Source organism: Schlesneria sphaerica, assembly GCF_044336245.1.
GTDB classification, from domain to species: domain Bacteria; phylum Planctomycetota; class Planctomycetia; order Planctomycetales; family Planctomycetaceae; genus Schlesneria; species Schlesneria sphaerica.
The window spans coordinates 2405606-2427597 of the sequence record NZ_CP172346.1 but is presented as its reverse complement, the minus strand read 5'-3'; the positions used below and the strand labels follow the sequence as shown (position 1 = coordinate 2427597).

General features: G+C 56.2%; 15 protein-coding genes. 11 read left to right on the top strand and 4 right to left on the bottom strand.

The annotated features are described in order from the left end of the window. Nucleotides 1-484: 484 nt before the first annotated feature. Complete coding sequence (gene secA, locus ACGY09_RS08895) at nt 485-4135, top strand: preprotein translocase subunit SecA (protein ID WP_397571267.1); 3651 nt, start codon at nt 485-487, stop codon at nt 4133-4135. Nucleotides 4136-4307: 172 nt separating this feature from the next. Beyond that, nucleotides 4308-6632, top strand: a complete 2325-nt coding sequence (locus tag ACGY09_RS08890) for a glycosyltransferase N-terminal domain-containing protein (RefSeq protein WP_397571266.1) — start codon at nt 4308-4310, stop codon at nt 6630-6632. Between the two features lie 112 nt (nt 6633-6744). Here ACGY09_RS08890 and ACGY09_RS08885 read toward each other — a convergent pair whose 3' ends face one another. After that, the gene (locus ACGY09_RS08885; protein WP_373650639.1) at nt 6745-7200 is read right to left on the bottom strand and encodes a PEGA domain-containing protein; all 456 of its coding nucleotides are present in this window, start codon (nt 7198-7200) and stop codon (nt 6745-6747) included. Nucleotides 7201-7594: 394 nt separating this feature from the next. On the opposite strand from ACGY09_RS08885, the gene ACGY09_RS08880 reads away from it, so the two are divergent. The 4 genes from ACGY09_RS08880 (at nt 7595) to ACGY09_RS08865 (ending at nt 12505) form a co-directional block, all read left to right on the top strand. Next, nucleotides 7595-8875, top strand: coding sequence for a class I SAM-dependent rRNA methyltransferase (locus ACGY09_RS08880; RefSeq protein WP_397571265.1), 1281 nt, complete (start codon nt 7595-7597; stop codon nt 8873-8875). A 155-nt stretch (nt 8876-9030) separates the two neighbouring features. After that, entirely contained in the window at nt 9031-10026 is a 996-nt protein-coding gene (locus ACGY09_RS08875; protein ID WP_397571264.1) for a cytochrome-c peroxidase, read from the top strand. An 86-nt stretch (nt 10027-10112) separates the two neighbouring features. Next, entirely contained in the window at nt 10113-10880 is a 768-nt protein-coding gene (locus ACGY09_RS08870) for a DUF480 domain-containing protein (RefSeq protein ID WP_397571263.1), read from the top strand. Nucleotides 10881-10888: 8 nt separating this feature from the next. Further along, on the top strand, nt 10889-12505 hold the full coding sequence (locus tag ACGY09_RS08865) for a DUF4080 domain-containing protein (RefSeq protein ID WP_397571262.1): 1617 nt from the start codon (nt 10889-10891) through the stop codon (nt 12503-12505). Between the two features lie 7 nt (nt 12506-12512). Here the strand turns inward: ACGY09_RS08865 and ACGY09_RS08860 are convergent, their stop codons facing one another. The 3 genes from ACGY09_RS08860 to ACGY09_RS08850 all read right to left on the bottom strand — a co-directional run bounded on the left by ACGY09_RS08860 (nt 12513) and on the right by ACGY09_RS08850 (nt 14955). After that, nucleotides 12513-13922: a hypothetical protein gene (locus tag ACGY09_RS08860; protein ID WP_397571261.1), complete on the bottom strand. Its 1410-nt coding sequence runs from the start codon at nt 13920-13922 to the stop codon at nt 12513-12515. Next, the gene (locus ACGY09_RS08855; protein ID WP_397571260.1) at nt 13915-14592 is read right to left on the bottom strand and encodes a hypothetical protein; all 678 of its coding nucleotides are present in this window, start codon (nt 14590-14592) and stop codon (nt 13915-13917) included. Before ACGY09_RS08855 ends, ACGY09_RS08860 begins: the two co-directional genes overlap by 8 nt. A gap of 90 nt (nt 14593-14682) precedes the next feature. Then, complete coding sequence (locus ACGY09_RS08850) at nt 14683-14955, bottom strand: WXG100 family type VII secretion target (RefSeq protein WP_373650646.1); 273 nt, start codon at nt 14953-14955, stop codon at nt 14683-14685. 287 nt (nt 14956-15242) lie between these two features. Between ACGY09_RS08850 and ACGY09_RS08845 the strand changes: the two genes are divergently transcribed. The 5 genes from ACGY09_RS08845 to ACGY09_RS08825 all read left to right on the top strand — a co-directional run bounded on the left by ACGY09_RS08845 (nt 15243) and on the right by ACGY09_RS08825 (nt 21960). Beyond that, entirely contained in the window at nt 15243-15767 is a 525-nt protein-coding gene (locus tag ACGY09_RS08845; RefSeq protein ID WP_397571259.1) for a hypothetical protein, read from the top strand. Between the two features lie 72 nt (nt 15768-15839). Continuing rightward, on the top strand, nt 15840-16844 hold the full coding sequence (locus ACGY09_RS08840) for a DUF1559 domain-containing protein (RefSeq protein ID WP_373650648.1): 1005 nt from the start codon (nt 15840-15842) through the stop codon (nt 16842-16844). Between the two features lie 124 nt (nt 16845-16968). Continuing rightward, entirely contained in the window at nt 16969-18798 is a 1830-nt protein-coding gene (locus ACGY09_RS08835) for a CRTAC1 family protein (RefSeq protein WP_397571258.1), read from the top strand. Further along, nucleotides 18795-20645, top strand: a complete 1851-nt coding sequence (locus tag ACGY09_RS08830) for a CRTAC1 family protein (RefSeq protein ID WP_373650650.1) — start codon at nt 18795-18797, stop codon at nt 20643-20645. Before ACGY09_RS08835 ends, ACGY09_RS08830 begins: the two co-directional genes overlap by 4 nt. Continuing rightward, nucleotides 20635-21960 (top strand): tetratricopeptide repeat protein, encoded by a 1326-nt coding sequence (locus ACGY09_RS08825; RefSeq protein ID WP_397571257.1) that lies wholly within the window; start codon nt 20635-20637, stop codon nt 21958-21960. The genes ACGY09_RS08830 and ACGY09_RS08825 overlap by 11 nt, the downstream gene beginning before the upstream one ends. Nucleotides 21961-21992 lie beyond the last annotated feature (32 nt).

Genomic DNA, 21992 nt, shown 5'->3' with positions numbered 1-21992 from the left:
GCAGTCCGCCCTGGAGGGGGGGGACCCCACTGCTGGAGGCTTCGGCGTGGGATATTTGTCGCCGGCAGACTGACGTCAGGTACGGCAGGCGATTTCGAGGTCGGGGCTGTCAGGTGAGGATTGAAAGAGGGGCAATCGGGAGTGGCATGGCATAATGGTTGCTCTTTTCCGCCCGGTCCGACGGATCTGGTGTCGGGGGAGCGGGATTGACCCGTTTGTTATTGACAAATAAACTGCGCTGCGCAAGGAAGTTACGTCGCAATTTATGGGTCGATCCGGCGGCTTTCGCCTTTTCAGGGGCGATCGTCTGCTGCGGACACGGAGAATCTCCCTGTCACGTTGGCAGTCGCTGGATGGAGCCCGTCATCGACGTAGCGCGTCAGGAACACCTGCTGAAACTCGTGTACCAGCGTATGACATTGGTCCAAGTTTGACTTGGGGATATTGCCTGGGGCCACGCAGCTCGTAACTCAACGGATGAATTATGCAAATCCTGGATAAAGTCGGCGATACCTTCAATCTGGTCCTGGGCGGAACCGAACGGTTCATCACCAATCTCTTTGGTTCGTCCAACGAACGCCGCGTCCGAAACATCGGATTTTCGCGAGATAAAAGCGGAAATACGGTGATTCTGCCAGGATCCTTTCTCGACCGCATTAATCAGCTAGAGCCGGAACTGGAAAAACTCAGTGACGGTGAATTGCGGGAAACCGCCAGCAAAATGCGGAAGCGACTCGCCGCCGGCGAAACGCTCGACATGCTGCTGCCCGAAGCCTTTGCGTCCGTTCGAGAAGCGGGCAAACGCTATCTGAAGATGCGTCATTACGACGTGCAGATGGTCGGGGGATACATCCTGCATAAAGGGATGATCGCCGAAATGGCCACCGGGGAAGGTAAAACGCTGGTCGCGTCACTTCCCGCCTTTCTGAATGCACTTGCCGGTTCGGTTCACGTCATCACCGTCAACGATTACCTGGCACAGCGCGATATGGAGTGGATGGGGCCGCTGCACATGGGGCTGGGGCTTACCATCGGTGCCATTCAGTCGAATATGGATCCGTACGAGCGAAAACAGGCGTATGCTTGTGACATCACCTACGGCACCAATAACGAATTCGGTTTCGATTACCTTCGCGACAACATGAAAATGTTTGCCGAAGAGCAGGTGCAGGGGAAGCTGACCTACGCCATCATCGACGAAATCGACAACATCCTGATCGACGAAGCCCGTACTCCGTTGATCATCTCGGGGAAGGCTCATGGTGATATCACCCGCTTTCCAAAAGCGGACAAGATCGCCCGACAACTGCAGCGCGACCTCCACTTTGAAGTCAAAGAGAAAGAGCACACCTGTCACCTGACGGAAGCAGGCGTTCGATACGCAGAAGAACTGGCGGGCGTCGAGAGTTTCTACACCGCCGGGAACATGGAGTGGCCGCACCTGCTCGACAACGCTCTGCGGGCTCACCACCTCTACAAACGGGATGTGAACTACATCGTACGAGCAGATGAAATCATCATCGTCGATGAGCACACCGGGCGTATGATGGAAGGCCGTCAATGGAGTGATGGACTTCATCAGGCCGTCGAGGCCAAAGAAGGGGTCCGGATCAAGGAAGAGACGCAGACGCTGGCGACCATCACGCTGCAGAATTTCTTCAAGCTCTACAAAAAGCTCTCGGGGATGACCGGTACCGCCATGACCGAGGCGGCCGAGTTCGTCAAGATTTACAATCTGGACGTGATCACCGTTCCAACAAATCGGCCGCTCAAACGAATCACGTTCCCCGATGCCGTTTACCGAACGGAACGGGAAAAGTGGGATGCGGTGGTCGAAGAGATCAAGGAAGTGCATCAGACCGGACGTCCCGTGCTGCTGGGAACCGTGTCGATTGAGAACTCCGAGAAACTCAGTCACAAACTGACGAAGAACGGCGTCAAGCACAAACTGCTGAACGCCAAACCTGAATATGCCGAACGTGAAGCGGAAACGATTGCTCAGGCAGGCCGCCTGAATGCGGTCACGATCGCGACCAATATGGCAGGCCGCGGTACCGACATTATTCTCGGGGGAAACCCTGAGTATCTCGCTTGGGATGAACTCAAGCAGATGAAAAACGAAGATGGCCGTCCCCTGTATCCCTCACGTCTTGACGTTCCCAAATCGGTCTGGAACGAACTGACGAAAAAGATCGCTCAGCGCGAAGGGATGGAAGACGAAGGGCACACTGTCGCGGAACTTGGCGGTCTGCACGTGATCGGCACGGAACGGCATGACTCGCGTCGTATTGATCTTCAGTTGCGCGGGCGAGCGGGACGTCAGGGAGACAATGGCTCCAGCCGTTTCTTCGTCTCACTCGAAGACGATCTGATGCGGAAGTTCGGTGGCGAGTGGGTCAAAGACTGGCTGTCACGCCTGGGAATGCAGGAAGGTGAGCGGATCGAGAGTAAGCTCGTCACCCGCCAGATCGAAAGCTCGCAGAAGAAAGTCGAAGAACGCTTCTTCGAACAGCGAAAGCACCTGCTCGAATATGACGAAGTGATGGACGAGCAGCGAAAGCGAGTCTATTCCTACCGCCAATCCGTCTTGGAAGGTGCAGACTGCCGTTCGTTGATTCTGTCGATGATCGACAAGCAGGTCGAACAGAAGACCGAGTATTTCCTGAAACCGTCCTACCGATGGGAAACCGTCGTTGCCTGGGTCAAACAGCAATGCGGTCTCGACCTGAAGCTCCGTGAAATTCGGGACATGCACGCGGACCAGTTGATTGGTTATCTGAAAGATCGGTCTGAACGTCAGGCTTACGAAACGATTCGGGAACAGGTCGAAGACAGTATTCCGGAAGGTGTCGACGCCCGTGAACAGAACTGGCAGGCACTTTCACGCTGGGTGAACACGACCTACGGCTTGAATACCAACGAGCGTGAATTGCGGAAGGTGGCCTTCCTCATCGACGGGGATGCCGATTCGCTGGATACCGGCAAGCTGCATCAGCATCTCTACGATCGGGCCCTCGAATCGATTAACCGGTTTGACTTTTCGCCAGTCGAAGTCTTCCTCAATGAGAAATGGGGCGCGCAGTCGCTGGCAGAATGGTTGCATCAGCAGTATGGGATCCAACTTGAGCCCTCAAAATTCGAAGGCGGCTCGCCCGAATCGGCGGCCGAACTGATTTCCAACGCGATCCGTGACCTGTACCACCGCAAAGAAGTCGAATTCCCCGTTTCCGTCGGTCTGTCTCACTATATGCAGGAGCATAACGGAGTCACCCGCTACAACCGGGAAGAATTGGCACGCTGGGCCAGTAACCGCTTTGACATCTCGATGTCGAAGGAAGACATCGAATCAAAGTCGAAAGCCGATATTACTCAGCAGTTGCTGAAGACCAGTGACCAGTTCGACGCTCAGGGCAAGCAGGCTGCCGCACGACTGGAAGAACTGCTGACGGCGGCCTTCGGACCACGACATCAGAAGTCGCAAGGGAAGAAGGGGGCGGAATCGACGACGCAGCGTGACGTTGTCAGCGCGACCGCGGTGAAGCCACTGGTCGACTGGGCAAATGCCGAATTCGGAACGGAACTGGTTGCCGAAGACGTTGCTCACCAGGGGCGTGCCCTTGTGGAAATGGATCTGCGCAGCAAGTTTGAGCGGAAATATCGGTATGAAATTCATCATGCCGAACGTTCCGTCGTGCTGGATACACTGGATACCGCCTGGAAAGATCACCTGTATTACATGGACCAGTTGAAGTCCGGTATCGGACTGGTCGGATATGCACAGAAGGATCCAAAGGTTGAGTATCGACGGGAAGGGATGCGGGCATTTGAACAGATGTGGGACCGCATTGCCTCGCAGGTGACCGGAACCATATTCCGGATCGCTGTCGAGATCCCAGAACCGACCGCCGATCGCTGGCAAATTACCTCGCAGGTGCATCAATCGCCTGTGGATGACATTCCAGACGACCATCCTGCACTCGAACAGAATGCAGGCGATCGTTCCTCGGCGAGCGGCGCGAATCGCGGGGCTCCTGCGGTCGAACCGATTCGAAACTATGGAAACAAAGTCGGACGCAACGATCCCTGCCCCTGCGGCAGTGGAAAGAAGTTCAAGAAATGTCACGGTGCGTCGTAAACGGCGGATCGTCTGATTGAGAAAATTATGTCGGGATCGCAATCCGGGGAGACTCTCTCCGGATTGTTCCCGTTTTCATTGCTTCTGAGATCGCGATACCTGGCCAGTGGCAAACAGCGACTGCAACCGGGTGTCGCCCCTGCGAACTGCCTGTAGCCAAAAAAGGGAGAGGATGCCCTTCGTCTTCAGTTGGCTTTTGAACGGCCTCTACCTGCTGCTCATCACGGCAGTTGCTCCGATCTTGCTCTACCGTCGCGTCACTGCCGGAAAATACCGGCGCGGCTGGAATGAAAAGCTGACTGGACGGCTTACGCGGCAAAACCCCGAGAGGATGTGTATCTGGTTTCACGCGGTCAGCGTGGGCGAGGTCCTTCAATTACAAAAAGTTCTCGACGAGACTTTACTGCGATTTCCTGAAGCCGAACTGTTCATCACTGTGACCACCGAGACGGGGTATGATGTCGCTCGCGAAAAGTACGCGCGTCACACCGTTTCCTTTTTTCCACTCGATTTCAGTTGGGCCGTCGGACGGGCTCTGACAGAGATTAAACCTGCCGCGATCGTCCTCGTCGAACTTGAGCTGTGGCCGAATCTGGTGCTGACGGCGAAACGCCGCGGTATTCCCTTGATTCTGATCAATGGCCGCATGGGGGCGAAAAGCTTCAAAGGCTATTCACGGATCAGGCCCCTGATGGCCCGATTGCTCTCTTGCTTCGACGTGCTGGCCGTCCAGGCGGAGACCTATGCCGAGCGACTGCGGACACTCGGTGCACCAGCGGACCGCGTCACGGTCACCGGCAACATCAAGTTTGATCGGGCAGAATCGAATCGAGCCAATCCCAAGACAGAGGAACTGCGTCGCGCATTCCACTTGGATCCGGCTGCACCAACTTTCATCGCCGGAAGCACCCAGGATCCCGAAGAATCCTGCGCCATTGATGCCTGGCAGGGATTGCGTCCGCAGTTTCCACAGCTGCAACTGATTCTTGTTCCTCGTCATAAAGAGCGGTTTGACGAGGTTGCGGAACTGGTCCGTCAACGACAATTTCGACTGGTACGCCGCAGTGAAGTGATTGCTGCAGACGTGCCGCAGAAAGACGATGTAGCGGGGACGGATGAGCCTGTGATCCGTTTACTCGACACGATCGGCGAACTGGGGGCCTGTTGGGGGCTGGCGGATATCGCTTTCGTCGGCGGCAGTCTGACCAATCGGGGCGGTCAGAACATGATCGAGCCAGCCGGATATGGAGCTGCCGTTCTTTTCGGCCCGAACACCTGGAACTTCAAAGATGTGACAGAGGCATTGTTGTCGCATCAGGCGGCCCGTGTGATCCGGGGTCCCGAAGAACTCAGGGAAACCGTTGAGGAACTGTTAAAGAATCCTGACGAGATGCGTCGGATGGGCGAGGCGGCCAGTCAATTTGTGGCGACACAGCGCGGAGCGACTGAGAGGACGGTGAACCTGATCGCCGAGGTGATCTCGTCGCGCGGTGATAACCGATTGCTGCCGGTTGATGAAGCGACCAAAAAGAAAACGTTCTGGCTTGTCCTGAAGACGGCTCTGCTGGCACTCGTCCTGATCTTCATTGGACGTCGTGCGTATCAATTGTGGGAGGCGGCTCCTCCGCAGCAGATTCGGATCCACTTCGGGTGGCTCATCGCAGCTGCCGGTTGTTATCTCGTGAGCTGGCTTCCTTCCGTCTGGCTCTGGCGAGCGATGCTCGTCGGGATGGGGCAGCCTCTCGACTGGTGGACCGCTTTGCGCGCTTACTACGTCGGTCACCTGGGAAAATATGTTCCTGGAAAAGCACTTGTTCTCGTGATTCGAGGCTCTCTCGCAAAAGAGGCTCAGGTGAATCCTTTGCTGGGCGGGGTGACCGCGGCCTACGAGACATTGATCTTCATGGCCACGGGGGCTGCCATCAGTCTGGCACTCGCTCCGGTTGTCTTTCCGGCGACGATGGAGGGGTGGTGGCCCGGGCAACTGGAAGGAATCGGGAAGTCGCCATTTCTGTTCCCGGGGTTGGTTGCCGCGGCAACTCTGGCGACAACCCCACTCAGCAGTTGGTTATTCACTCGCCTTGGTCGCAAGGCCCTGGCAGCCCAAATGCCGTCCACCGAAAAGGCTCCGGCGATTACGGCAGGATTGATTTCCCAAGGGGTGATGCTGACCTGTTTCGGTTGGGGACTGCAGGGGCTGAGTCTGGGATGTGTTCTGCAGTCGATGTCAGACGTCCCACTGCAGGTCGCTCAATTCCCCGTCTGGCTGGCCGCTTGCGCTCTCTCCACAGTAGGGGGATTTGTCGTTCTGCTCGCACCGGGAGGAATCGGCGTACGGGAAGGGCTGTTGATCGAAGTCTTGAAGGATCAGCCGCAGATTGGTCCGACGGTAGCACTTGTGGCCGCGGGATTGCTGCGCGTCGTGTGGTTTGTCACCGAGTTACTTGGAGCGGCCCTGTTCTGGTTTGCTGGTCGAGGGCGACAAACGAAAGAGTAAAAGAATAGCTGTCCCGAGTGTCCGGCAGCATGGTTGTGCTCGACCTCATTCAGGCAGTTGACGCGTCCCAAAGTAGGACCAGTGGCAGAACCCGATGAGACAGCGTCGGTTCCTAGGGACCGAGCTGGGCTTCGTTTCGCAACTGCATCGCGCGCGAACGAAGTTCTTCGTCCGGAACCATTTGTTTGGGCTGCAGGTCAAAGTTGAAGACCCGGCGATCGGTGACGCGGTGCGGGAGAAAGTTGTCAGAGAAAAATTCGATGACGGGCCACTGGTACCACGGAGCCGGAACGGTGACGAGGTCCGTTTTGGTCTCGTACCCATCCTTGATCAGGGTCACCTGACGGGTTCCATACCAGATGAAGTCCGCGGAGGCGGGGGTGTAACCGATTTCTTTGCCATCCAGGAGAGCCATCGCTCCGGGGGGATTCGAAACGACTGTCAGTCGGCGGCTGACACAACCTGTCTCCAGCAGAGCAAGGCTCATGAAAGCGCATGTCAGTCCACCCCGGAAGCACCACTTCCAGGTCGCTTTGATTTGCTGTGAAGTTTTATTGGGTGGAATCATGGCGACGCCGCGAAGTGAACCTCTGCTTACGAGCGATTCGGGGCACCCCGAAACACATTGTCGATGAACGCGCGAAGTATAGAAAGTGATGAAAAACCGTCCTATAGCAGTTGTAAGTGATTCTGCAGTGGCTCTTTACGCATACGACCACCCTTGAGAGGAACGCCGGTGTCCGAAATGGGACTGAGCTGCTGGCTTACTGACGATCTCGGCGATCAGGTTCCAGGGGGATGGCTGGAGCGGAAGAGATTCGGGATTTAGGAGAGCGCTGCTCTCAACGGCTCCCTCCGAATTTTGCATGACGTATTGCCCTGCGAGTAGAACGGTTCCGGCACCACTGACAGTGGTTCCGGACTTTATTGTGAGTGATTCACTGGTCCGATAGGATACGCGGATGAACCGAAAGCCTCCCTATCAATCGTCTGGTCGGCGTTACGAATCGTCTCGGCAGCCCGTCCGTATTCGTCGCGAGTTACTTGAGCAGCGGCCGCTGTGTCCTCCGGAAAATGTCACGTTACCCGCGGTCGAAGTCCGGCTGGGGGGGGCCTTGTGGCATCCTTTTGTCTTCCGAAAGCAGCTCGGACAAGTTTCACGCGATGCGCAGCCGGGCGATATGGTCGAGCTGTTTTCGCCAAGCGGCGAAGTCGTCGGCTATGGCCTCTTCAATCCCGAGGCCGAGATTGCTGTCCGAGTCCTCCGAACGGGGATGCGTCGGCCCGACGACGCCTGGTGGAGCGAAAAACTGGCTCAGGCCGTTTCACTGAGACGTGACACCCTAAAGCTGGACAAGGAGTCTGAGGCCTATCGTCTCATCCACGCCGAGGCTGACGGCTTTCCGGGTCTCGTGGTGGATCGGTTCGGAGATGTGCTCGTCGCCGAATGTTACTCTCTGGGGATGTATCAGCGAGCCGAAGCGATTCTGGCACAGCTCGACATCCTCGCAGGAACCAAACATGGAGTCCTTCGCGCGGCACCCATGTCTCAGGATCACGAAGGTTTCACTGCGGACCCCTATGGTTCTGCCGATGTTCCCGCGAAGATGACGATCGTCGAGCACGGGACCAAATTTCGCGTGAACTTTGCAGGTGGACACAAGACCGGTTTTTATTGTGACCAGCGGGAAAACCGCAAACGTCTGGCGGAACTGGTCGAAGGCAAGTCTGTACTGGATCTCTGCTGCTACACGGGCGGATTCGCACTGCAGGCCAAAAAGCTGGGCAATGCTGGCGAAGTGACAGGAGTGGAACTTGACGAAGAGACCGTTCTGCTGGCCCGGGAAAACGCCAAGATCAATCAGGTGAAAATCAATTTCACCCAGGCGGAAGTCTTCGGCTACATGCGCGACATGCTGCGGAATAATCGCAAGTTCGATGTCGTCATTCTGGATCCTCCCAAGCTGATCCGCAGCCGGTCGGAAGCGGAAGAAGGCCGTCACAAGTATTTCGATTTGAATCGCCTCGCGATGCAGTTGGTGAATCCGGGGGGAATCCTGCTGACTTGCAGCTGCTCGGGACTGCTGGATATGCAGGAATTTACCCGGATTGTGAATGCGGCTCCGGAAGTTGGTCGTCGAGGGCAGATCTTTGCCAAGGGAGGTGCGGCACCCGACCACCCCATCTCAACGAACTGCCCTGAGACAGAGTACCTGAAAACCATCTGGCTGCGTCTGGACTGACCGGGGCCGTGTTGAGGCGTAGAGCGCCGGTGACTCTTGAAACGTCCAGAGTGTGAATGAAGAATGGGCATTCGATGCCACGTTTTGCTGTTAAATGACTCTTCGTCGGTTCGCGCGAAACGAATCGATCCGCGATGCTACTGGGAAAAATGCCAATGAATCGTCCGGTCTTTGCAGTCTTGTTAACCGTGTTCGTCGCCACCCAGTCTTATCAGGTCATGGCTGCCGATCCCGCCAGCCCCCTGGGTTTGCCTCCGGTCGTCCATCCGAAAGACAACCCTCCCACGCCCGAGAAAATCTCGCTGGGAAAGCAGCTCTATTTTGATGCTCGCCTGTCGGCGGATAACAAAGTCTCCTGTGCGACCTGCCATGATCCGGCCAAGGGATACAGCAACGGTGACCAGTTCGCGACCGGGGTCGAAGGAAAAAAAGGGGGACGTAATTCCCCGACGGTCATCAATGCGGCGCTTCAGGCATTTCAGTTCTGGGATGGCCGAGCCCGCACCCTGGAAGAACAGGCGCTCGGACCCGTGCAGAATCCTGTGGAGATGAACATGCAGATCGACCAGGTGGTTCAGAAGCTCAACGGCATCGAAGGCTATCGCACCCAGTTCCAGAAGGTGTTCGGCACCGATGTCACTGCGGACGGGATTGCCAAGGCGATTGCGACATACGAACGAACCATCCTTTCGGGTGACGCGCCGTATGATCGATTCAAAGCAGGTGACAAAAACGCTCTGTCGGAATCCGCTCAGCGTGGCATGAAGCTCTTCTTCGGGAAAGCCAACTGTTCCTCATGCCATTCAGGTCCTAACTTCACGGACAATGGTTTCCATAACATTGCCCTGCCAGGGTCAGACGAAGGCCGGTTTGCCATCAGCAAGTCCCTCGGTGACACGGGTTCTTTCAAGACCCCGACGCTGCGTGAGATTGCCCGGACCGCCCCCTATATGCACGACGGAAGTCTGAAGACCCTGGAGGAAGTGGTCGATCACTACGCTAAAGGTGGGACGCCGGGACCCTACAGCGACGAGGAAGTCTATCCGCTGAAGCTGACCGCCGAAGAAACAGCAGACCTGGTCAACTTCCTCAAAGAGGGACTGAGTAGCGCCAGTTACCCCGAGCATGCCGCTCCGGAACTGCCGCAGTAGAGCCGCAAAGACGTCGTTATGACGTGCGTGGTGTCGGACTCATAAATGTCCGTTCTGTTCCCGCCTGCAATTAACGAGTATTGACCGTGAGTGAACCTGAAAAAGAGATTGTTTCGCTGAAAGAGATGCCTCGCAAGCAGCGCCGTGTTCTCGGTGTCCTGCTGGAAAAGGCATTTACTGTTCCGGACCAGTATCCACTGACGCTTAAAGCGACGACAACAGGATGCAACCAGAAGAATAATCGCGATCCCATTTCCAACTATGTCGAAGACGACGTCATGGAAACGCTGGCGGCACTGCAGCTTCGGGGACTGGTCGCATGCCTGCACACGGAAAGTGGTCGAACCGAACGCTATCGCCACTACATGCGGCACAAGACCAATCTGAACGAGCAACAGCTTGCCATCATGACAGAGCTGATGCTGAGGGGAAAGCAGCAACTCGGTGAACTGCGGACGCGGGCCAGCCGGATGGTGCCGATTGAGACCCAGGAAGATCTTCGCCGCGAGCTTCAGTCGCTGATGGCCCAGGGGCTGGTCCGATCGAATGGACCGCTGGAGCGACGGGGGATCGAAGTGGACCACGACCTTTATCCAATCAACGAAAATCATGAGCCGCTGGCGGAGTATCGGGCGGAAGAGGCCGATGGGCCGGTCGTCAGCTCAGCCAGCGCACCGGCTGCAACTCGTCCGACAGTCAGGCCCGTTGAAGAGGTCGGGGCGGCGCAGCTCGAAAAGATGAGCAGTCTGGAAAACACGATCCGCGAACTCCGCGATGAAGTGGCCTCCGTCCGTTCGGACTTCCGGGCTCTGGAAGACCGATTCGAGGATCTGCGCCGCCAGTTAGGCGGCTAGAGAACGCTATGCCCAGTATCATTCTCGCCACATTGAATGCTCGCTACATCCATTGTGCGTTTGGACTGCGTTACCTCTGGGCAAACCTGGGTGAACTAAAAGATGACGCCTCGCTGCTTGAGTTCACGACTCAGCAGCCGACGCTGGAAATCCTGGATGCCATCCTTGAGCAGCAGCCAAGGATCGTGGGGTTTGGCGTCTATATTTGGAATATCGAAGAAACCACGCGACTGATCGCCGATTTGAAACGCGTCCGGCCAGACATCGTCGTCGTGCTCGGGGGCCCCGAAGTCAGCTACGAGTCAGAAGGCCAGCCCATCGTCGGACTGGCGGACCATGTTATCGGCGGCGAGGCCGATCTGGCGTTCGCGTCGTTCTGCCGCGAGTATCTTGCTGCTTCTGAGACCAATGATTGTACGTTGAAAATCGGCAGGCCTCATACGGCAACCGCACCGCTCCCTGCACTCAACGAACTGACGTTGCCTTACGACCTTTATTCTGACGAGGACATTGCTCATCGGGTGATCTACGTTGAAGCGTCGCGGGGATGTCCCTTCACTTGTGAATTCTGCCTGTCCGCACTGGAGATCCCGGTCAGGCAATTCCCGCTGGAGGACTTTCTGGCCGCGATCGACAAACTGCTGCGCAGGGGGGCTCGCCAATTCAAGTTTGTCGACCGGACTTTCAATCTGAATTTGCGGGTCAGTCGAACAATTCTCGAGTTCTTTCTGGAGCGTTACCAGCCAGGGCTGTTCCTGCATTTTGAGATGATTCCTGACCGGCTGCCCGAAGCTCTCAAGCAACTGATCACACGGTTTCCGGCGGGGGCCTTGCAGTTTGAAGTGGGCATTCAGACCTTCAACCCTGATGTCTGCAAGCTCATCAGCCGCCAACAGGACAACGAGCAGGCTGAACAGAATTTGAACTGGCTGAGAAATGAGACCGGGGTCCACATTCATGCAGACCTGATCGTGGGATTGCCGGGTGAGACTCTCGAGAGCTTCGGAGAGGGATTCGATCGTCTGGTCGCCCTGCGACCTCATGAGATCCAGGTCGGCATCCTCAAGCGACTTCGCGGTACTCCCATCGTCCGACATGATGAAGAGTGGAGAATGGTTTACAGCCCTCATCCCCCCTACGAAATCCTGTCGAACAAGCTGCTAGGCTATGCTGCCGTGCAGGAACTGCGCCGGTTTGCGAAGTATTGGGACGCCATTGCCAACAGCGGCAACTTTGTCGAAACGCTGCCACTTGTCTGGATGGAGCCCGCCGAGACGGCTCATCTTGAAAGTGCAGGGCGACAGGAAGCTGGGACCACCATGACAGGTTCCCCGTTCCACGAGTTCCGCCAACTGGTGGCCTGGTTGTTCGCGGAAGAGCGGAAAACACACGGAATTGCGCTGGGCCGCTTACTCGAACTGCTGATGCAGTATCTGACAGAACGACGGGGTTGGTCTGCGGATGTGGTTGCTGCGTCCCTTTGGCGAGACTACCAGCGGGGTGGCCGTAGCGATAAGCCAAAGTGCCTGCGGCCCTATCTGGATGCCAACTTGCAAAGCCCCTCGCCCTCGTTGGTCCGACGGGATGGCAGCCCCAAACGGCAGTCACGCCATCATACGGCGTGAGAGCGAACTACGGAGACTTCCCTTCTGCCGTACTGATTCGGTCGATGACTTCAGAAAAAGGAGTATCACTGAGACTAAGTGCCTTCAGAATATTCGCAAGGACGATCAGCGCATCGCACGCGACGTACTCGTGACGAAACCAGACACGCCCATCGCCCGAGAAAGCTGCGGCAGCCTGGCGGTCGACCAATGACCGCAACAGAGAACTGTTGGACTCACCTCCATCGACAGCGGTGGCATCGCGGCCTGTGAGCCAGACCCGCGCGTCAGAGATGAGCGACGTCGCCATGATGAACTGGGCGGAAAGGTGATCCCGTTGCGTAATTTCGACCAGCAGGCGAGCGATTTCTTTCACCGTGACGAGCCGTCCCTGATCGGTGAAAAAGGCGCAGTGTTGACCATCTTCGTCGACGACGACCCCCAGGTGATGTCGTCCGTCCACGACCCCTTTTGCGATTCGCTGAAGGTCGGGATCGAGCGGATTAAGCAGATCGCGTTTGCGGGTCGGAAGCGGGATGGGTGTGAGCTCACAAGGCAATCGCGTGAAGATCTGTTTGACTGTTCGTTGGGTTTGTCGGGATGAAGTTCCGAAAGCGACCCGCAAGGGGCGGAGTGCGTGGAAATGCTCGGTTAGACTCGCTTCATACAGGGCGTGAGGGTGTACAGGAGTGTGTCCACCGATCTGCCGCGTCTGCCTTCCGATCCCTGTATTGACGATCGACTCCATCCTGACCAGATCCGACTGTGAAAAGGGCATTCCTCCCTGATCGAGTAACTCAAATCCTGTCATTGCGATATCGCAGCCTGCACCGGTGACGAACAATCCTGCTCGGGCACCCGATTGCTGGAGATGAAACGAAAGGACCGTCAGTCCCGTCTGTCCGAGATCAATGACGGGGCATCCCATCCTTCGCAGTCCCAGGACAACACCGGTCACGATATCAGGTGACGAGGGGCGTTCGTCAAAGCCCACCACGACTTGCGGCCCGCGAGTCGCCGGTTTCCCGATGGGTATTTGGGGGTCGCTGGCAACCGAAGAGCGGCCGTCGTCGGGGGGGAGGGCAATCAGTGGTTTGTCGTCCCACAGCATTGCGGCAAGGGCCTCGCCCCACGCGATGGCTCGATTCCGCGTGAGTTCGTTGAGGTAGACTCCCCGCACCGACTCGTCAGTCAGCAATGAAGTGCGGACCACCGGACGACGGACTTCGGCCGCGGGGGATGAAAGATTCTGACTAGGGGGTGGAACCGTGCTCCCCTGGTCGAACCGATGAGGACAGTCGCGGCATTTGGAATAGAAGGCCGCAATTCGTGCCAGATGAATACTGCGCGGGATCGAATACAGTTCGCCAGGGCAGGTATAGGAAATCGGGCCCACGGGTGCGGGAAGTTTCGTTGAAGAAGTTCCCGGTTCAGTCATTGCGGTCGATTCCTGACTCGTTCGAAACTTCCTGAGATGGGGTGATGTCTGCCGTCCGTGACGCTTCCGGCGCGGGTGCGGAAGTGACTTCATTGATCGCAGGATCTGCTTGCGTTTCGTGGCCTGCGGTTTCGTCTTGAGTTTCGACAGGGGGGAGCAAAGGGGAGGACACGACGACTGGTGGACTTTGATTTGTGTATCCCTCGAGGGCGTCAATCATCCGTCCCAACTGGGCAATCATCAAGGGGACGTCGAAATCGAGAGTTCGCTGAAGCGTGCTGGTCCGCGCGCGGTACTCATTGGCCTCTCTGGAGGCTTCGACCATCCACTTCCACGTGACCTCCTGCTTTTCCCGGACGTATTCCATCCGCATTTTTGCTCTCTCGAAGGCCTTCTTCTCTTCAATGCAGTCTGACCGATGTCCGGCAACGGTCCGCAGGCGGCATGTTTCGAAGGCAGTCCGGGTTGTTGCGACACGGTCGTAGGCCCGGCGTTCCTGCTCCTTCCAGTAGTTTGGACGATCGAGCTCCAACCAGGCGACCGTTCGCTCTATCTTCTGTCTGAGATCACTCAGAGCGGTGGTGGAACGTTCCTGGAAAAGGATTAACGCAGCACGAACATCTCTTAACGCGTCAACGGAATGAATGTTTGCACTTTGCTGGCCGGACATGGATGGGCAGGCCTCGACTTCGAAACTTGGATAAGCATCGCTTGGCGGAAAAAGGGGAGCGAATCGAGCATCGCCTTCTAAGGATAGGGTCTACTTCTGAGAAAGATACTCCTCAATCCTTTCTGCTTTACGCAGTAGGTAAGGGACATGAGTCTCATTGGCTTCAATGAAGCGGGCCAGCAGTTTGAGGTGCTGTGAGAACTCGTCGGCAAATTTCAGGTGCTCTTGATCTCGCCAGGTCTGGCTGAGGGAGTTCAGTTGGGTGTTCACTGTGACGAGTCGGCCTTGCAGTTCGTTGGTGAACTCGCGCAGTAGCGAGGCAAACCTCCTCAATTCGGCTGGATCAACGATTGCTTGCGACATTGAAAGACTCCTGTTTGAGAGCTGAACGACCGCTATCATTTTCGTATATGCTGCAATTTCGACTCACCGAAATCGGCTTCCAGTGATCAAAATCTCATTAAAGACTATTCAGACCGCCGATGAACGGGTACAGAAATACGTGCACCGACTCTTTCTGCTTTAATTGCGCCTTTCTTTGACGGCGTAAGAGTATTTCTCTTGAACGATTCGATGTTGGAAGGTAGGGTAAAACGCTCTCCATTATCTCAATAACCTTAATTCGCCCAAAATCCCATCGAGGCCGCGGCATGACGTTTGCGCGATTTCTCAGTCGTTTATGTGTTCTCTTTGTCGTGGTATCTGTCGCTGCTGGCTGTGGGTCTAACAAACCGAGAGCATACCCGGTAACAGGCAAGGTGACGGGGGCTGAGAAGCCATTGAAGGGTATCATCATTCGGTTTCAGCCGGTCGATGGCGAGAAAGGCGTTTTCTCGTCAGGGACGATCAAGGATGACGGGGGATACGACCTGACGACGACAGATGGTCGGCGCGGGGCATTGCCCGGTAAGTACAAAGTAGTATTCGCTTTGGGTTCAGGTGCCATGCAGGAAGCCATGGCAAAAATGTCGAAATCTCCGAAGAAAAAATCCGGCCCTCAGATGATGCGTCCAGGAATGAAGGCCCCCCCAGGCGGCTTCAGTTCGGTCGGCGGCGGAGGGGCTCCTGAATTTGACACGCCATATCCTGCCAGTTATGGGTCCGCTGAGACGACTCCACAAGAAGTCGAAGTCAAAGCGGGGACCAATAACATCGATATCGCGATTCAGAAATAGTTGGAATTATTTGATTGCGCTCTTTTTGGCGGTAGTGTTTGTAACTTTTTCTTTTTTCGGGGTAGGTGCTCTATGATGAAACGATTGCGCGTTCAGCAGCAATCATGGGCGAGAGCGTTCACATTGATAGAACTTCTTGTCGTGATTGCCATTATCGCGGTGTTGATTGCCTTGCTGCTGCCAGCAGTACAGCAGGCACGCGAAGCCGCACGGCGGACCCAGTGCAAAAACAATCTGAAGCAACTCGGATTGGCCATGCACAACTATCACGACACGCATCTGATTTTCCCCAACAACCGGATGGCAAGCATCCAGAACGGGAATAACTTTAACAACAACTGCTATTCCTCTCTGGGATGGACCTTTCAGCTTCTCCCATACTTCGACCAAGCGCCTCTGTTTAACTCCGTCAATACAGCTTTCTGTGCGACTGCAAACCGAGGTGGCGACAGTCTCTACGGAAACAACGCCCAACCTGTTGCTGTGACCGCACGAAACACAGTCCTGACCGGACTGCTCTGCCCCAGCAATCCACAGCCCAATATTGTTTCCGGTGGTTCCTATAACGACAGCAGCTGGGACGATGGGATTACCGGTGCCCGTACTGACTACGTGGGGAACCTGGGATTCATGAACTCGGGTCACCGTGACTGTCCGATCGCCGATTATCCCGGTGTCGAGTGGGCACAGGCATGGGACATCAGCATTCTGCCCCTCCAGGGACACAACGGCGTTTTTGGCTTCCAGGGCTCGATCAATCTCAGCAAGATCACCGATGGTACGACGAATACCATCATGATCATGGAATCAATGCACTGGCGAGACAAGAACGTCAAAGATCAACTCTTCGGTGATTCACACTGGATGGGCCCCTGGGCAATCCACAGTCTTGAAATGCCCATCAATACGCAGCCTGCGGGAGACTATCGCTGCGATCAGATGAGCAGCAACCATACGGGTGGGGCACAGGCCCTGCTGTGTGATGGTTCGGTCCGATTCATCTCGGAAAACATCGGTAACTCGGTGCGACTGGCTCTCGCAACACGCGGTAAGAGCGACCCATTGGGTGAATTCTAAACCGGGCCGCTGTTCCGTCGAGTTTCCGTAGTCGATTGATCCCACGAGGTGAATGGCACCTCGTGGGAACTCTCATTCTACGGCTGCGCTCGACCACCGTGTTTTTTGAGTCCAGAAGTCGAATATGTCGAAGCCCAGACGACAGGCCCACGTGCCCGATGCAGGTTTAATTTCCTGCCCGGCTCGTGTGATCCTGATGATCATCACTGCGCTCGTCAGTGGTTGTGATAAGTCTCCCAAGTCGGCAGCTCCCGTTGAAGTGACGTCGACGCCTGCGCTCCCGGTTCGGGTACGCGTTTCGCAGAATCTTCCTTTGGATCGCCTCCGCAGGATCGAGTCCGTCAGTAGTGACCTCGGCCGGATCCGCTTTGCTTCGGTGGCAGCGTCGACAGGACTCGAGTTTACCTATTCAAACGGAAACGAAGGCCGCCGTCTGATGTCCGAGGGGACAGGTGGAGGCTGCGGGTGGCTCGATTTTGATCGTGACGGCAACTGGGATTTGTATCTGGGACAAGGGGGTGTCGCAGACGCCGACACAACCGACGACCAGCCCTCTGACGTACTCTATCGGAACGTCGACGGACGTTTTGTTGATGTCTCGCTGGCAGCGGGGATCGTGGAGAAGCGGTACGGGCAGGGGGTCGCGATTGGAGACCTGGACAACGACGGCTTCGATGACGTTTTCGTAACGAACATCGGAGGAAACGTCATGTGGCATAACCAGGGTGACGGTTCTTTCCGTGTCCTGTCTGACTGGAGCGAGGTGGAGTGGCAGGGATGGAGTACGACCGCCGCCTGGGCTGATCTGGACCTGGATGGGGATCTGGATTTGTACGTGTGCAACTACTGCGACTTTTCCCCTCGAAATCCGGTCATCTGTCGAAACGCTGGAGGGAAGCCGGTTCAGTGTCAGCCAAATCAGGTTGACCCTGTCGCGGACCACTATTTCGAGAACCTCGGTGATGGGCGGTTCCGGGAATGTGCTCAGGACCGGGGACTGGCAGGACCGGGAAACCGTGCACTCGGCGTTGTCGTCGCCGATTTCACTGGGGATGAGCGTCCAGAGTTGATCGTCGCAAATGATGCCACAGCAAACTTTCTGTTTGTAGAGCAGCAACCGGGAAAGTATGTCGATCTCGCCTCTCGCTTCGGCTGTGCGCTCGATGCAAATGGGCGTGCTCAGGCGAATATGGGAATCGCCATCGGTGACTACGATCGTAACGGGCTGCTGGATATCTACATCACGCACTTTGAAGGGGAGTGGAATACGCTGTATGCCAACGACGGAGAGAGCGGATTTCATGATGCCAGCGCGGAAACGAATGGAATTGAAGTGACACTGCCGTGGGTCGGGTTCGGAGTTGTCTGGCAGGACTTCGACCTCGACGGGGATGACGAGCTTTTCATCGCGAATGGTCACATCGATGACTTGGGGCGGGCGAGAGTCGTGGCCATGCCACCTCAACTGTTGACATTCGATGGTCAACACTGGAATGACGTCAGTGCCGACTCGGGTGAATACTTCGGACAGCTTCAAGTGGGACGGGCAGCAGCCGAAGCCGACTTTGACGGGGATGGAGACATGGATATCGCTGTCATTCATCAGAATACCCCCATGGAACTGCTGGAAAATCAGTCCCGATCTGGCCATTGGCTCGCTGTGGAGTTTACGGGGCGCAAAGTCAATCGCCGTGGGATTGGGGCCCGAGTCACCTTGAAGCAGAATGGGAAGACGCTGGTTCAGGAACTTGCAGGGGGTGTCGGCTACTGTTCCAGTCGGCAACCTCGCCTCGTCTTCGGGCTGGGAGAGTCAACTTCCCCCTGCGACTTATTGATTCGCTGGCCGGGAGGAATGCTGCAGGAACTTCGCGTGGACAACGTCGACCAGCTTGTCACCATCATTGAACCCCAAGCGGGCGGAAGCACCTTGACTGCGGGGAGCACGTCCGAGTGAGCCTTCCTGAATCTCTCAAACAACGGATTCTTACCCTGGTTTGCACCGGGGCCGCTTTCCTTGCCGGATGTCGCGCTGACGTCGCGGAACTGGTCCAGGGTAAGGGGCCTTCTGAATCGAAAGATGACGTACCACCGGCCCTGGCGACATCGGAACGAAAGTCGGTTTTCGCCGAGTTTGCCAGTACGAAATCAGTGTCAGAGAGTTCTGCACATCTGGCGGACTCGTCACGGCCGGCGATTCGATTCATCGACCGGGCTGAGTCGTTAGGAGTCAACTTCGTCTACCAGAACGGTGCTCGCGGTGAACAATTGATGATGGAGGCAACTGGGGGAGGTGTGGGCTGGCTCGACTATGATCGCGATGGCTGGCCGGACTTGTTTTTCGGGCAGGGGGGCGAGCCATGGCGACCCGCTGGACCTGATCAACCCCGAGACGAACTGTTTCGCAATCGAGATGGCACTGACTTTGAGAATGTCACCACGAACGCCGGGATCGATGATCGAGCCTACGGCCAAGGTGTCTGCGTGGGTGACTATGACAACGATGGCTTCGCCGATTTGTTTATTACAAATTTTGGCGAGAGTCGGTTATTCCATAACAGGGGCGACGGAACGTTTCACGAGGTGACACGTGAATCTCAAATCCATGAAACACTCTGGAGTACTTCTGCCGCGTGGAGCGACATTGATCGGGATGGCGACCTCGACTTATATGTCTGCCGGTACTGTCAATACGATGTCAACAATCCTCGTCCGTGTATGGACAAGGAAGGCCGTCCCTCGATCTGTCATCCTCAGCAAGTCGATCCAGAGCCCGATGAATTCTACCTGAACCTGGGCGACGGAACGTTCCGTGCTGCCGCTCAGGAACTGGGGCTTTACGGAGAAAATAATCGTGCGTTGGGAGTCCTGATCGCCGATTTAAACAATGACCGCTGGCCCGAAATTTTCGTCGCCAATGATACGAGTTCCAATTTTCAGTTTGTGGGTACGGAAGGCAATGACTTCGTCAATCTGGCGACGGTGCTTGGCTGTGCCTTGAGTTCAGAAGGAGTTCCCCAGGCGAATATGGGAATCGCCTGTGCGGATTATGATCGAAATGGCTACCTCGATCTTTACGTGACCCACTTTTCCGCAGAATGGAATACGCTGTACGCGAACGACGGTCCAGCGGGTTTCTCAGACCGTACAGCACTCGTCGGCCTGGTGGCCCCCACGATGCCCATGCTCGGCTTTGGAACGACGATGCACGATTTCAATGGTGACGGTTGGCTGGAAGTCTTCGTCGCCAATGGCCATATCAATGACCGCCGAACGGAAGGTTCGGGATATGCTCAGCCTCTTCAGTTGTTTTCCTTTAACGGTCGCTCGTGGGACGACGTGGGGAAGACGGCCGGGCCCATATTCCAGAAGTCGCTCGTCGGACGTGGCGTTGCAGTCGGTGACTATGACCGTGACGGGAAGATTGATGTTGTTTGTGTCACTCATAACACCCCTTCGCTGATCCTGCACAATGAATCCGAGGGGGCGCGAGTTCTTCAGATCGACTGCATCGGCCGAATCAGTAATCGCCAGGCGTTCGGCACGCGCGCGACGATCCATGCGGGTGGCCAGCAGTATATCGCCGAAATATTCGGGGGCGGAAGCTACTGTTCGTCGCAGGAGTTGACGATCACATTCGGCCTCGATCCCTCCATAGCGAGTGTTGATGTTGAGTTGGTGTGGCCCAGCGGGATCACTCAGGCATTACACAACGTCGCTACGCCACAGCGAATCACGGTACTCGAACCACTCGACAGCGATTCCGGTTCATCCATCAGGACTTTCGAAAATCGTGCCCCCTGACGCAACACCCATTCGGGACTCTCGACCGCGTTTCGCGCAGCATGTGAAGAAATTTGCGGGCGCTGTGCTATTGCTGGCGGGGATGGGTGCATTACTTTGGGGGGGCGTGACCTGGATGTATTTTTCTCAGGTCGAAGCTGCGCGAAGTGCCTGCCAGAAATGGGAGTCGGAGCGGAACTGGTCCAAGTTGCTTGTGGCGGCGCAGGAGTGGCGGCGGCTGGAACCAAATCGTCGAGATGCCATGCAAGCGGGGGCCACTGCCAGTCGCGAATTGCGTCAACCCAATTCGGTTTTCGAGTTTTTGAAGGATCACCCTGCTGAGACGAAGGGAGATGTCCCCTGGTTAAGTATGCTCGCCAGTGCACAAATGGGACCGCTGAAAGATCCTCTCACCGGTTTGAGCACCCTGCAGAAAGTGTTGACGCTGGACCCAAAAGAAACAGAAGTTCGGCGTCGAATCATTTTCTTCTATGCAGTCATGGTGCAACCCGTTGAACTGCTCGCGGTGGTCCGTGATTCAGCGGAAAACGAGGCGGATCTACCGGAATTTTATGCTTATGCCTTTCTGGCGGATGGGCTGAAACTCAGCAATGCCTTGGAGCGGATCAAGGGTTGGATGCGAGGAGATCGGGACGAGCCGATGATGGTTGCGTACGCACTGAATTCGGCACGAAACCTGGATGGTGGTGTTCCTCCGATGGATGAAGCAGAAGCAACGAAGCTGCGGCACTCGCAGGCACTTCGGGCAAGCTACCTGCAACAGCTTCGGGAGATGTTTCCAGAGAATCACCATGTGCTGGCGTACGATCTTGGGCAGGCCGTGAGTAACGGCCGGACAGTCATGTGTGCCGAACTGTTGTCGCGCGCAACTGCGGTGGCGGATGGTGACTACCGCTTCTGGCGAGCTCGAGGCTGGCTTTTCCTGAAAGCGGGTGACTTCGTCGAAGCACAGCGGGCGTTTGACGAGGCCTTGAAGTTGCATCCGATTGACTGGCGAACACGCTATTATCTGGCTGACCTGAACAGGCGAAATCGTCGGCTCGATGTCGCTGACCAGGAGTATCAACTTGCTGCGGAAGGGAAGGAGTTGGAATCAGAATTCCTGGCTGCTTCCGACGTACAACATATACCGCACGAACTGTTTGACCGGCTGCGGGTGTTTGCGGGGAAATGCGGGGACGAACTTGTGGCACAGCGATTGGAGGTTTTGTTGAGCACATCGAAGACAGGTCGTGCGTCCCCAAGCGTCGTTCCCAATCGTCGTCGTCAGGCCGCGTCGCAACAACTTCAGACACTCAAGCGGGAATTTCCCTGAAACCAATGTGTGTTTGCACCAGAGGGACAGAA